The sequence below is a fragment of the Pseudarthrobacter sp. S9 genome, assembly GCF_050156545.1.
In the GTDB taxonomy this organism is placed as follows: Bacteria; Actinomycetota; Actinomycetes; order Actinomycetales; family Micrococcaceae; genus Arthrobacter.
Genome location: NZ_CP189576.1, coordinates 1,261,612 through 1,274,238, shown reverse-complemented (window position 1 = coordinate 1,274,238; position 12,627 = coordinate 1,261,612). Strand labels below are relative to the sequence as shown.

Genomic DNA, 12,627 nt, shown 5'->3' with positions numbered 1-12,627 from the left:
AAGGAAACGTACATCCATGATGAAGAACAAGATCTACGCCGTCGGCGCTGCCGGAGTGATCGCACTGAGCCTCGCGGCCTGCGGCAGCAGCACTGGAAGCGGCAGCGCTGCCGCCGACACCAGCTCGATGCCCACCGTGAAGCTCATGGTTGGCGGCATCGACAAGCAGATCTACCTGCCCTACCAGCTCGCCGAACAGTTGGGCTACTACAAGAAATACGGAGTCAACGTCGAACTCTCGACCGAGCAGCACGGCGGCGTCGGAGCCGAGGACGCGATGGCCTCGGGCCAGGTCGACATGACCGGTGCCTGGTACATCCACACGATCGACTTCCAAGCCAAGGGCAAAAACGTGATCAACCTCGTTCAGCTCTCAGGCGCCCCAGGGGAACGGGTGATGTGCAGCCCCAATGCCAACGTCAAATCCGCAGCCGACTTCAAAGGCAAGACCATCGGGGTCACCGACCTCGGGTCCGGAACAGATGAGCTGACCCAGTTCCTCGCCTCGAAGGCGGGTCTCTCGACGAAGGACTACCACACGCTCGCCGTCGGCTCCGGAGCAACCGCGATCGCGGCCATCCAGCGCGGCACCGCCGACTGCGTCATGACCACACAGCCGACCGTGGGTGCCCTCGAGACCAAGAACCTCGCCGTTTCGACGATCGACCTCGCCACCGCTGAGGGAGCCAAGGCCGCCCTCGGCGGGGAGGCGCCGGCCGCCGGCCTCCTGGCGCAATCCGACTGGGTCAAGACCCACGAGGACGCGGCGCAGAAGGTCGTCAACGCACTGGTGGAGACCATGCATTGGATCAGCAGCCACTCGGCAGCAGACATCGCCGACAAGCTGCCCACCTCTTACGTCCAGAACAGCACCATCAGCAAGGACCAGTACGTTTCCGCGCTGGACAAGGACAAGGGTCAGTTCCTGCCCGACGGGATCATGCCCGCCGGCGGCCCCAAGACGATCTTCGACATGGAGAAGACCATCGGCGTCGACACTTCCAAGGTCAAGATCTCCGACACGTTCACCAACAAGTACGCAGACGTTGCCAACAAACTGTTGGGCATCACCCCCACCACCACCCCTGCCGGCGCCGACGGGTGACCTCATCTAATCCCACATAAAAGGTATGGGCGTCACAACGCCACCAACCAGTGACACCCCCGATCGGCCTGCGTGGTACCCCACGCAGGCCGATCGAACCTCTCTCCGGCCCCGTCAGATGAACGGCGGAGACGTCCATCGCCCACCCCCGTCGGACATTCGAAAGCGATGGCCAAGGCATTCACGCCACCTCAACGCCGATAGTAGAAGGACACCATCATGGACGAAACCGCCCCGTTCCGCCTCGACATCGTCGTCAGCGAGAGCCAAAACAGAGATGACCAGCTCGCCGACGCCGTCAACCAACTGATACCCGCGGCCCTGGAGCACAGGAATGGAATACTCGTCACCCGACACGACACCGCCAAATACACCCTCGAGGTACACCCTTCCGTCCCCTGCGGAACGATCCACGAAAAAACCGCTCCGAACCATAAAGGCCCCCAACCCATTTGATCTCAACGCGGCCTGTCCCGTCACAGAACCGTGCTAACGCCTTCGGAGACTTTCATTTCTTTTGGAACCAAGACACGCCGGCCTCGCAGGATGCACTCCGTTGATCCCGCCACTCATGTGCCCGTTGGCCACCTTGGCTGGTTGCATCCGGCCACGCCCAAGGAACAGCCGGCTCCTGACGACGCGCCAGGATCGTCGTCCCAACGTTTCCGGGTTCAAAAACCGGTCCCCGAGCGGACCATCAACACTGTCTGCCGGCCCTTTGCCGGCACGCGCGGGCGCCCATCCCGCACTCCATCGCAACAGGCAGCCCGAAAGCCGGGCGCGGGAACAGCGCCCATGCGGGAGGGAGCAAGATGGCGGTCAAGCCACCCTGCTCCCTCCGACGCTCACCTGAAGCCCTCTCTGCAGCCGTCGATCCCGCCCACATCAAGAACCACCCGTGACGGGGGCTCGTGAATTCCTCGACTGCCCGACGCAACGCCTGCACGGCGTCCGGTAACGATCGTTAGCGATACACAATCGGGGAGTGGAATTGTCCGCGCGGTTCCGGGGCTGTCCTTGTAAAGCTTACCGTGTACGCGCCTACGTAACGGACCACCAGGTTTCTGTTACATTTTGGCATGAGAATCGGATACGGCCGGGTCTCGACCCGGGACCAGCACCCGGAGGCCCAGCACGACGCACTGCGGGCTGCCGGCTGTGAGCAGATCTACCTCGACACGGCATCGGGGAAGCTGGCCCGCCGGCCCGAGCTCGACAAGGCGCTTCTGTCCGCGAACAGGGCGGGGGACCAGCTGGTGGTCACGAAACTTGACCGTCTCGGGCGGTCCCTGGAACACCTGATCGACCTTTCCAACACCCTCCAGTCCCGCGGGGTGGATTTGATTGTCCTGGACCAGAGCACCGATACCTCAACGGCGCTGGGACGGATGTTCTTTCAGATCCTGGGTTCCATCGCCGAATTCGAACACGCCCTGATGTCCGAGCGCACCAGGGACGGCCTCGCGGCCGCGCGTGCCCGGGGCCGGACCGGAGGCCAGAAACTCAAGCTCGGACCCCGCCAGGTGAAACTTGCCCGGGAGATGTACGAGGAGAAAACCCCGGACGGCAGTCGCGCCCGCACCGTCCAGCACATCGCCGACGAATTCGGAGTCACCAGACCCACGATCTACAGGCACCTCACCGAACGCAGCGACATGCAATCAGGGACTGCTGGGCACGATGGGATTTGGGTGAAGCACCCCGGAGGGACGGGCCGGGCTCCGCCGCGCTGGATCTCGCCAGGCGTTTCTAGTGTCAAGCCGGTTGCGGCGCGGCAGTATTCGTCATCCCGGAGACCAACGCCTACGTGCTGCCGGGGGATAGGCAGGCCGTCACCGGGGCGCGGTGCGGTGACGGCCGCGCCCCGGTCTTCCGGTTCAGTGTTTTTTGAAGGCGTCCTAGACCTTTTCGCCGGCCTGCTTCAGGTCGGCTTTGACTTCGTGGCCCTTGCCTGCGGCCTTCAGCCGGTCGTGTCCAGTGGCATTGCCGGCGGCTTCCTTGCCCTTGCCGTGGAGTTTCTCGGCAGCGTTGTGGGTCTTGTCGCCCACACCCATCCTCAAGCGCGGCAGTCGGTTATGCCGAAATCGACCCCTTTGCGCGCGCTGGGAGTCAATCGGGCGCTGGAGGTTCCGCATGCGGGACAGCGGAGAGGCTCTCGGAGGTTGGTCATGAAAGTGCTCTTTCACAACCACCTCTGAGGGCCGGTTCAGGGCGTGAGTGGGCCTTGGATGACGCGGAGTGCAAGGTCAGCATCACCTTCGATGATTGCGGTCTCTGCAAGGCTGGAGCGGCCCCAGAGACCGAGATACATTCCGTGCAATGGGGCGGAAATCGATGCCGCGACGGGCCCTTTGCCCAGTGTCCAGGTGGTGCCATCGGGTACGCGGAAGGTCACGGCCTCTTCTGGGGCCGCCATTCGCTCCAGCCGAAGCTGACGTGGGGCGAACATTGCCAGGGCCTCGTCGATACCGTCGAGCATGAAGTCCTCTCCGAACGCCGGGCCCTCCAGATCGGATGCTTGGCAGGCGTCGACGAGGTGGATGGCGTGTTCGTGTGCCTGGCGCCGAAGCCAGAACCCCGCCGTGCGCGGGGGAGGCCCAAAGTTCCAGCACTGCGCCTCGGGATCAAGCGCCGCCATTGTCCCGAGGAAGGCGTTTGCGCCCTCGAGGAACCATGCTGCGGCGCCCTTGGCAGGCGGGGTCGGCTCCTCGACGAACTTCCCCTCACGAACCACTTCGGCTGCCCACCGTTCGATCGAACCGAGGTGGCCGAAAAGCGCATCGAGTGTCCATCCCGGACAGGCCGGAACAGAACGTGTCAGTGTTTCGTCCGACTGACGTGCAAGCATGCTGAGAGAGTCGAGGCTGCTGGCCAGCTCGGCAAGGTAGCGATCGGGCGACATGAGTTGAGCATAACGGGCCGCCTCGGAAGCCGGCTCATGGGTTCAGGGCGGGGCTGGATCCTCCGGAGAGTGCCTTCCGATTGAGTGACGGTGACTCACGCCTAATTGAAGCCAGACCAGCTCGATATCGACGGATTATGGACTGTTACCGAACCGGTGGCCTCTGCGGGCCCAATCGACAGAGGCACGTGTGGGTTGTCGCTGGTCCGGGGCCGGCAACAACCCACCGAATCAATGGGCTACGAGTTCCATTACCGGCCCTTGGTGCAATGCACGGTAAATATCGTCTCGGATCCGGTTTGCTTCCCCGGCAGTCAGGGTTTTGGCCAGTGGCCGCAGCGTAATTCTGATCAGCGCGTTGGCTTGGTCTTCCATTATCTGAAGACGCGTCCGCGCCTTCTCGGGAAGATCCCTGTAGGCGGTCATCGCCAGCAATTCGACAGATTCAAGATCATCCGCCCGGTCCCTAAGTGCGGCCCGGACCTGGTCCCCTAGGATCTCGTCATCGGAGCCGGCTGGGATGACGATCGAAATATCCCGGCGGATCGGGGGCATGAGCGATACGGGACGCCACGGCTCCAACGGGGCGCTTCAGAAAACGGAAAAAATACCACGCTAAGCCTTGGAAGGTGATCCTAGTACTACAGTCGCGGTTGGCGGGACCTCATGTTTTCGGGTGTCACCGGGCATCGTCTTTCCCCGGAAAACCATGGAAATTCCGCGGTTCCAACGGCGGCATGGGGTCGAGAAAGAGACGAAATTTACCAACCGCGACTGTAGTACTAGGGGCCTGAGTCTGCCCGTGCCGATCCTGTGCGGCCTGCAGGACAATGAGGTGAGACACCGGATTTCAGCCCGCCTCGGCGGTGGCCAGCGGCGGTTTGCCGTTTAGCTCACGGCGGGCAGTGCGTCCGGGATGCGGGGCTTGGTGTTGCCGGCGAAGGTGAACCTGGCGTCGTCGCCTTCGCCGTCCACGTCCACCACCACGATGTCGCCTGCGTGCAGCTCGCCGAAGAGGATCTTTTCGGAGAGCTGGTCCTCGATCTCGCGCTGGATGGTGCGGCGCAGCGGCCGGGCACCCATCGCGGGATCGTAGCCGCGGGTGGCCAGGAGCACCTTGGCCGCGGGCGTGAGCTCGATGCCCATGTCCTTGTCCGCCAGGCGCTTCTCCAGCCGTCCCACGAACATGTCCACGATCTGGATGATCTCGTCCCGGGTCAGCTGCGGAAAGACGATGACGTCGTCAACACGGTTCAGGAACTCCGGGCGGAAGTGGGCCTTGAGCTCCTCCGTGACCCGGGCGCGCATCCGGTTGTAGCCGGTCCGGGTGTCCGTGCCGGACTGGAAGCCGGTGGCAACGCTCTTGGAGATGTCCCTGGTTCCGAGGTTGGTGGTCATGATGATCACCGTGTTCTTGAAATCCACCACCCGGCCATGGCTGTCCGTCAGGCGGCCGTCCTCCATAATCTGCAGCAGCGAGTTGAAGAGGTCCGCGTGGGCCTTCTCGACTTCGTCGAAGAGAATCACGGAGAACGGACGGCGGCGGACCTTCTCGGTCAGCTGCCCGCCCTCGTCGTAGCCCACGTAGCCCGGAGGGGCACCGAAGAGCCGCGACACCGTGTGCTTCTCCGAGTACTCGGACATGTCCAGGGTGATCAGGGTGTCTTCTTCGCCGAACAGGAACTCCGCGAGGGCCTTGGCCAGCTCCGTCTTACCCACACCGGTGGGGCCGGCGAAGATGAACGACCCGCCCGGACGCTTCGGGTCCTTCAGGCCCGCACGGGTGCGCCGGATCGCCCGCGAGACCGACTTTATCGCCTCCTCCTGGCCCACAACACGCTGGTGCAGCTCCTCTTCCATCCTCAGCAGACGGCTGGATTCTTCCTCGGTGAGCTTGAAGACCGGGATGCCGGTGGAGTTCGCCAGCACCTCGGCGATCAAATCCTCATCGACCTCGGAGATGTCGTCCATGCCGCCCGCCTTCCAACGGCGCTCCTTCCCGGCACGCTCGGCAATGAGCTTCTGCTCCTCGTCGCGCAGCGAAGCGGCCCCCTCATAGTCCTCCGCATCCAACGCCAGGTCCTTCGCCGTCTTCATCGCGGCGATGCGCTCATCAAGGGCTTTCAGCTCGGGCGGGGCGGTCATCCGGCGGATGCGCAGCCGTGCACCGGCCTCGTCAATGAGGTCGATCGCCTTGTCCGGCAGGAAACGGTCCGAAACATAACGCTCCGACAGGTTCGCCGCGGCGACCAAAGCGCCGTCGGTGATCCTGACGCGGTGGTGCGCCTCGTAGCGGTCACGCAGACCCTTGAGGATCTCAATGGTCTGCGCCACGGAGGGTTCCTTGACCTGGATCGGCTGGAAGCGGCGCTCCAGCGCGGCGTCCTTCTCAACATGCTTGCGGTAGTCATCCAGCGTGGTCGCACCGATGGTCTGGAGCTCGCCGCGGGCCAGCAACGGCTTCAGGATCGACGCCGCATCGATCGCCCCCTCGGCGGCGCCGGCACCGACGAGGGTGTGGATCTCATCGATGAACAGGATGATGTCACCGCGGGTGCGGATCTCCTTCAGGACCTTCTTCAGCCGCTCCTCGAAGTCCCCACGGTACCGGGAACCTGCCACCACGGAGCCCAGGTCCAGGGTGTACAGCTGCTTGTCTTTGAGGTTCTCCGGTACGTCACCGCGGACGATCGCCTGGGCCAGGCCCTCAACGACGGCGCTCTTGCCCACGCCCGGCTCACCGATCAGCACCGGGTTGTTCTTGGTACGGCGGGACAGGACCTGCATCACGCGTTCCATTTCCGATTCGCGCCCGATCACCGGGTCCAGCTTGTTCTCCCGCGCGGCCTGGGTCAGGTTCCGGCCGAACTGGTCCAGCACCACGGAGCCGGCCGGGATTCGCTCTAGCTGCCTGCCCCCGCCGGCCAAAGGCTCCTTGCCTTGGCTGCCCGCGAGCAGCTGGATGACCTGCTGCCGGACCTGGTCCAGGTCCGCACCCAGCTTCACCAGCACCTGCGTGGCAACACCTTCACCCTCACTGATCAGTCCCAGCAGAATGTGCTCCGTGCCGATGTAGTTGTGTCCCAGCTGCAGGGCCTCGCGCAGTGCCAGTTCCAGCACCTTCTTGGCGCGCGGAGTAAAGGGGATGTGGCCGGACGGGGCCTGCTGGCCCGGGCCGACGGTCTCCTGCACCTGCTCGCGGACGCCCTCGAGTGAGATGCCCAGGGATTCAAGGGCCTTGGCGGCAACACCCTCACCCTCGCGGATAAGACCCAGCAGGATGTGTTCGGTACCAATGTAACCGTGGTTCAGCATGCGTGCCTCTTCCTGGGCAAGCACAACCACCCGACGGGCACGGTCGGTAAATCGCTCAAACATTTCGCCACACTCCCGGCTAACACGTACTTTGATGCTACGTCGCCTCAGGCCCCCTTGGGGTGTTCGCGCCAGATCCAAGCCCTTTTCAGTGCGTCAGCTCGGCGAAGCCGGCCGCTTCCCGCAGATGCGCCCGGGGCCTCGGCACTGGGCCCTTGTTCTGTCATGAACGTCCGGACCACGGAGCATGGTGGACACTATCGAGAGCAGGCCCATCGCCGAGTTTGCTCTTGGGAATGACGCTGATGGTCCCGTTGGTTTCAAGCACCACCGCTGCAATGTCGGCGAGGTCGCCGGATCCGGTGCCACGCACCGCTTGCAGCACCTCAGATTCGCTGAGACGGTTTCTGCGCAGTTGGGCATGCTGAAGTTCTCCAAAAACAACGAGTGCCACGGGCTTGGACGTCACTGCAGATCTGGCCCCGGGCACATGCGAGGACACCCACGCGACGACGAACTGCAGGCCTGCGAGCAGCGCCAACGCCGTCAGACCCTCAAAAAAGGCAACGTCAGAACTGAGCAGGATCGTCGCGAGCGTGGATCCCAAGGCGACCGTCACAATGAAATCGAACGCGTTGAGCTGCCCCAACGTCCTCTTGCCCGAAACCCGCAGGACCACCACCAGGGCAGCATACGAAACTGAACCGATGATCAGGACACGGAGAATATCCGCCCAGGAATCGAACCACATACGCTTCATGCTCCTTCGATACGGTAGTCGGCCGATATCAGGGACAGGGGAACGTCACTGACAGTACGCTGGGTATTTCCGGTTCGGTTAGCTGCAAACCAAAGGACAGTAGGCAGGGAAGCTGAATCGCCCGTCGAAAGCTGGCCTTCGGGCAGGAAGAGCAGGAGCTTATGACTGAAGTGCCTTCACTACAGGCGGACCGCTGCTGAAGAACGAGCGGGCCGCGCACTGGCTGGACGCGCTGCGGACCCAGTTATGGCCTCTCCCGGCGTTGGCGGTTGCCCTCGCCGTGGTGCTGGGTGTGGCGTTGCCTGCTCTGGATTCCGTTGTCGACGGCCAGTTGCCCGAGAATGTCGGTGTATTTCTCTTCAGCGGAGGCCCTGAAGCGGCCAGGTCGGTCCTGCAAGCCATCTCGGGGTCCCTGATTACGGTGACGTCCCTGACCTTCTCGCTCACCGTGGTCACGCTGCAGCTGGCCAGCAGCCAATTCTCGCCGCGGCTGCTGCGGACCTTCACTTCCGACCGGTTCGTGCACGGAACGCTGGCCCTCTTTCTGGCATCCTTCGCCTTCGCGCTGACGGTCCTGCGCAGCGTCCGCGACGAAAGCAACGGAAACACCGCCTTCGTACCGGAAATTTCGGTCACCCTCGCGTTCGCCCTTGCCATAGCCAGCGTCGTCGGGCTGGTGCTTTTCCTGGCGCATCTCACCCGGGAGATCCGTGTGGAAACCATGATGCGCAACGTCAACAGGGAAACCCGGGAATCCATTGACCGGGTCTTTCCCGAGGACCGGCCCGCACGCGGGCCCGAGCCCGTCCCGGCGTCCGGCGCCTTCCTCGTCGAATCCAGCTCCTCAGGCTTCCTGACTTCGCTGGATAAAGGGGCACTCCTGCAGGCCGCGGAAGATTCCGGTGCCGTGGTACGGATAGACCGGGAACCGGGCAGCTCCCTGGTGGAGGGCGTTCCCTTCGCTACCGCCTGGCCGGCCGAACCGGGAAGAACAATAGGACACGAGGCCCGCGAGAAGCTGGCCAAAGATGTCAATGCCGCTGCGGCAACAGGGTATGAACGCACCAACGTCCAGGACGTCGGGTTCGGGTTCCGGCAACTGGTTGATGTCGCCGCGCGGGCACTCTCGCCGGGCATCAACGACCCCACCACGGCAGTGCACGTCATCGGGCACCTCTCGGCCCTGCTGTGCCGGCTGGCGGGAAGGAACCCCGGCCCGGAGCACGTGACCGACGAGGACGGGCGCGTCAGGGTGGTGCTGTCACTTCCCACGCTCCGGGACCTGCTCGACATGGCGATGAACCAGCCCCGGCAATACGGCGCCGCGGACGCGGCCGTCGCGCGCCGCCTCCTGGGGCTCCTTCACGAACTTGCATGGTGCGACCGGAAGGGCCAGTACCGGACGGAGATCCAGGACCACCTGGGCCGCATGCGCCACGCCATCGGCGCCGGGGATTACTCAGGCCCCGAACGAAAAAACCTGCTGGACACGGCCGACTCCATAGGTGTTACCGGTCGCGTTATTTGACGATGGGGCCGTCACGGTCCGTGGCGGCGGACGGGCATGAAAGCGCCCCGCCGGATGGTGACCGGCGGGGCGTTGATCGCCGTGCTGACGCGGCGGTGGTCATTGGTGACGGCGTGTTTTACTCGCTGTTCTCCGTGATCGCGGACTGGGCCGCGGAGAGGTCCACGATGGCCTTGCCCGCCGCGTAGGTCGCGATCAGGGCGGACACTGCGAGGTTGTTCACTGCCCGGGGGTAGCCGCGCGAGCCCTGGTGGATCGCGGCGACCGCGTCATCGGAGAACAGGGTGTCGGATCTGCCCGCGTATTTGAGGTGGTGGCGGATGTAGGCTGCGGTCTCGGTCAGATCCATTCCGGTGATCGCGAACCGGGTGGAAACCCGCTGGTCCAGGGCGGCCAGGACCGCGAGTTTGAGCCGCCGGCGCAGCGTGGGCTGGCCGATGAGCAGCAGCGCGAAGTGGGAGCCGGTATCTAGTCCGCTGTTCGTGAGCATTCGCAGCGCTTCCAGGTCGGTGTTCGCCAGCAGGTGGGCCTCGTCGATCACGACCACGGGCAGGCGGGCGCGTTCGTCCAGTTCCCCGGCGAGCAGGGACGCGGTCTGATGCGCCAGCACCCCGGAATAAAAGGCGGGCTGTCCGCCCAGGGCGGTGACGATCTGGGACTGGATCCCGCGCATCCCGACCGTGGGGTCCGCAACGTAGATCACCTGGTGCCGGGACGCCTCAAGCTGGGCCAGGGCCGCGCGCACGGCCACGGTCTTGCCGGCGCCGACTTCCCCGGTGATCACCCCCGTCTGGCGCTGGTCCACGCACCACTGGATCCGGGCGACCGCCTCGCGGTGCCCGGGGTGCGGGTGCAGCGCCTGCACCGGTATGGAGCGGCCGAAGGGCATGGCCGTGAAACCATAGTGCGTTTGCAGGTTCTCGATCACAGGGTCCCTCCCGCGGCCATGGCCGGGGCGCCGGTGGCAGCCATTTTCTCGAAGCTGATCGGGGCGCCTGTCATCGCGGTTTTGTGGCGGGTTTCGACCAGGCGCAGGTAATCGATGCCCGAGGCCGCGTTCTTCGCGCCGGTGTCGGCGTCTTTGGTGGCGTTGACGGCCTTGGGGTGGACATGGCGGCGGATCTCGAGCAGGACCGCTTCCCCTGCCGGGACGCCGCCGGCGGCGGTCACGGCGACCGGGCCGGTGAGATCGAACGGGTCATAGACCAGCTCGATGCGGGCACCGGCCAGGGACGGGTCGACCTGGTAGGTGTTGCCCTGCAGGGACACCGTCGCGGTTTTGGTGACCTTGCGGGTCGCGGACCAGCGGAACGCTTCGGCGATCACGTCCGGGTCCCGGCGGTCCGGGCGCCGGTTTTCCCAGCCGGCGTCCCACCGGGCCAACGGCGTCTGACCGGTGGTGGAGTGCACGGCGCGGTGGTAGACCATCTGCACCCAGGAGGTGAACAAGGCGTTCAGCTCCTCCAGCGAGGTGACCGCGCTGCCGGCAGGATCTTCCCCGGTGCCCGGAACGGGCGTCTGGACCGGGCGTCGATCACGGTGATCTCGGAGAGGAACTGGGAGGTCACCGTATTGAACAGGCGTTCGATCTTGCCCCTGCCCTGGGGCCGGTAGGGCCTGGAATGGATCAGTTTCATGCCCAGCCTCGCGCAGATCCTGGCCAGGGACGCGTCGACAAAAGCACTGCCATTGTCCACGTAGACCGCGTCGGGGATTCCGTGGGTCTGCAGGGCCGGCCGCAGCGCCGCCGAGAGCCTCACGGCGTCTTCGGCGAACGCCCAGCGGGCCGCGGTGACCAACCGGGAATGATCATCCAGGAACGCGAAGAGGTAGGTTTTCCGGCCGCAGATCCGGGGCCCGTGCAGCCCGTCACCCACCCAGATTTCATTCGGGGCCGTCGCTTCGAACCGGCCCGTGGCCTGCGCCTGCGTGCCGGTGGGGATATCCAGGGTGCGGAAATGGCGCAGCAGCGTCGACTCCGACGGGGCGTCCCCGAGGGTCTCTGCCATGATCCGGCGGACCTGGGCCGCGGTGCGGTGCGGACGCTCAAGCTTCAGCGTCGCGGCCAGGGACAGCACGGTCGCCGGGGTCACCGGGCCGGCGGCCCTTTCCCGCGGCTTGAGCCCGTCGAACCCCTCACGCTGCCAGGCACCGATCCACCGGTCCAGGGTTTCGCGCGAGTAGCGCACGGGCTGCCCGTCCGGGCCGGTATGCTCGGCGGCGGCCAGGGCCCGGACCATGGGCCCGCGCTGGCGGCAGGTCAGGGTTTTGTCCGCGGCGCCGCGGATCAGCTGGTAGCGGAACAGGGCGGTCTTCTCCGCCCGGTCCTTCCGGGCCAGGGGCCCGCGCTTCGGTTTGGCGTCTGTCATGGGGACGCTGTCCTTTCAAAAGGCTCAGAATGCGATGGCCCCGGCCAGGTCAGCCGGAGCTTCCTTCACCCTTGCCGTCCCCGGCGGCCGGGGTAAGGGCCAATTCGTGTTGCCACCGTCCGGTGCTGAAGAAGAACGGGCCGGACGCGGCGAGCCCGGTGCTCTGCCACGGCAGCGCGGCGACGGCGAACCGGTCCGCGAGCACCGACGCGTATGCGGTGACCGCGGCCAGCGCCGCCCCTGCCGGGGTCCGGGCCGGGGCGGGCCAGAGCCCGGCAGGATCGGCCCCGTCGCGGTGGGCCAGTGCGGTGAAGGCGCGCAGGATCGGGCCGGCGGAGGCCGCGAAAGAGCGCAGCCAGCCGCGCACCGTGGACGCGGGCCGGCCCAGCCGGGCCGCGATCCTCCGGTGCCCGTGGCCCGCGGCGGTTTTGGCCTCGACGGCGGCGGCGATCACCGCCGCCTCATCGGCCCTTCGGGCCGCCAGTTCCACGCCCAGGAGCACATGGGTGCCCGAGCACCCGGCGCAGCGTCCGCGGCGCGGACGGTGGTTTTGCAGGTCCTGACCCATGCCGGTGCCATGGCGGATCCGGCGCTCCCGCGCCCACCCCCACGGGCGCAGCACACCCCGGCATCCCGGGCAGGCCAGAC

At 65.5% G+C, this 12,627-nt stretch carries 12 protein-coding genes and 1 pseudogene; 4 read left to right on the top strand and 9 right to left on the bottom strand.

Features of this window, described 5'->3' with window-relative positions; genetic code table 11:
* Positions 1-16 precede the first annotated feature (16 nt).
* The 3 genes and pseudogenes from ACQCSY_RS05915 to ACQCSY_RS05905 all read left to right on the top strand — a co-directional run.
* Positions 17-1,105: an ABC transporter substrate-binding protein gene (locus ACQCSY_RS05915; protein WP_427133984.1), complete on the top strand. Its 1,089-nt coding sequence runs from the start codon at positions 17-19 to the stop codon at positions 1,103-1,105.
* Positions 1,106-1,324: 219 nt separating this feature from the next.
* Positions 1,325-1,561, top strand: a complete 237-nt coding sequence (locus ACQCSY_RS05910; protein ID WP_160670461.1) for a hypothetical protein — start codon at positions 1,325-1,327, stop codon at positions 1,559-1,561.
* Positions 1,562-2,184: 623 nt separating this feature from the next.
* Positions 2,185-2,580 (top strand): annotated as a pseudogene (locus tag ACQCSY_RS05905) (recombinase family protein); the annotation flags it as partial.
* 423 nt (positions 2,581-3,003) lie between these two features.
* Here the strand turns inward: ACQCSY_RS05905 and ACQCSY_RS05900 are convergent.
* The 5 genes from ACQCSY_RS05900 to ACQCSY_RS05880 form a co-directional block, all read right to left on the bottom strand.
* Positions 3,004-3,159: a CsbD family protein gene (locus ACQCSY_RS05900; protein WP_427135703.1), complete on the bottom strand. Its 156-nt coding sequence runs from the start codon at positions 3,157-3,159 to the stop codon at positions 3,004-3,006.
* A gap of 152 nt (positions 3,160-3,311) precedes the next feature.
* Positions 3,312-4,007, bottom strand: a complete 696-nt coding sequence (locus ACQCSY_RS05895) for a maleylpyruvate isomerase family mycothiol-dependent enzyme (protein WP_427133982.1) — start codon at positions 4,005-4,007, stop codon at positions 3,312-3,314.
* A 231-nt stretch (positions 4,008-4,238) separates the two neighbouring features.
* Positions 4,239-4,562: a hypothetical protein gene (locus tag ACQCSY_RS05890; protein ID WP_427133981.1), complete on the bottom strand. Its 324-nt coding sequence runs from the start codon at positions 4,560-4,562 to the stop codon at positions 4,239-4,241.
* A 333-nt stretch (positions 4,563-4,895) separates the two neighbouring features.
* On the bottom strand, positions 4,896-7,385 hold the full coding sequence (locus tag ACQCSY_RS05885; RefSeq protein ID WP_427133980.1) for an ATP-dependent Clp protease ATP-binding subunit: 2,490 nt from the start codon (positions 7,383-7,385) through the stop codon (positions 4,896-4,898).
* 160 nt (positions 7,386-7,545) lie between these two features.
* On the bottom strand, positions 7,546-8,082 hold the full coding sequence (locus ACQCSY_RS05880; protein WP_427133978.1) for a DUF421 domain-containing protein: 537 nt from the start codon (positions 8,080-8,082) through the stop codon (positions 7,546-7,548).
* A gap of 193 nt (positions 8,083-8,275) precedes the next feature.
* On the opposite strand from ACQCSY_RS05880, the gene ACQCSY_RS05875 reads away from it, so the two are divergent.
* Positions 8,276-9,610: a DUF2254 domain-containing protein gene (locus ACQCSY_RS05875; RefSeq protein ID WP_427135701.1), complete on the top strand. Its 1,335-nt coding sequence runs from the start codon at positions 8,276-8,278 to the stop codon at positions 9,608-9,610.
* Positions 9,611-9,728: 118 nt separating this feature from the next.
* Here the strand turns inward: ACQCSY_RS05875 and ACQCSY_RS05870 are convergent, their stop codons facing one another.
* The 4 genes from ACQCSY_RS05870 to ACQCSY_RS05855 are packed head-to-tail and all read right to left on the bottom strand — an operon-like array spanning position 9,729 to position 12,601.
* Positions 9,729-10,538 (bottom strand): ExeA family protein, encoded by an 810-nt coding sequence (locus ACQCSY_RS05870; RefSeq protein WP_427131094.1) that lies wholly within the window; start codon positions 10,536-10,538, stop codon positions 9,729-9,731.
* Positions 10,535-11,059, bottom strand: a complete 525-nt coding sequence (locus ACQCSY_RS05865) for a Mu transposase C-terminal domain-containing protein (RefSeq protein WP_427133976.1) — start codon at positions 11,057-11,059, stop codon at positions 10,535-10,537. Before ACQCSY_RS05865 ends, ACQCSY_RS05870 begins: the two co-directional genes overlap by 4 nt.
* A 5-nt stretch (positions 11,060-11,064) precedes the next feature.
* Positions 11,065-11,979, bottom strand: coding sequence for a DDE-type integrase/transposase/recombinase (locus ACQCSY_RS05860; protein WP_427133974.1), 915 nt, complete (start codon positions 11,977-11,979; stop codon positions 11,065-11,067).
* Between the two features lie 49 nt (positions 11,980-12,028).
* The gene (locus tag ACQCSY_RS05855; RefSeq protein WP_427131098.1) at positions 12,029-12,601 is read right to left on the bottom strand and encodes a hypothetical protein; all 573 of its coding nucleotides are present in this window, start codon (positions 12,599-12,601) and stop codon (positions 12,029-12,031) included.
* Positions 12,602-12,627 lie beyond the last annotated feature (26 nt).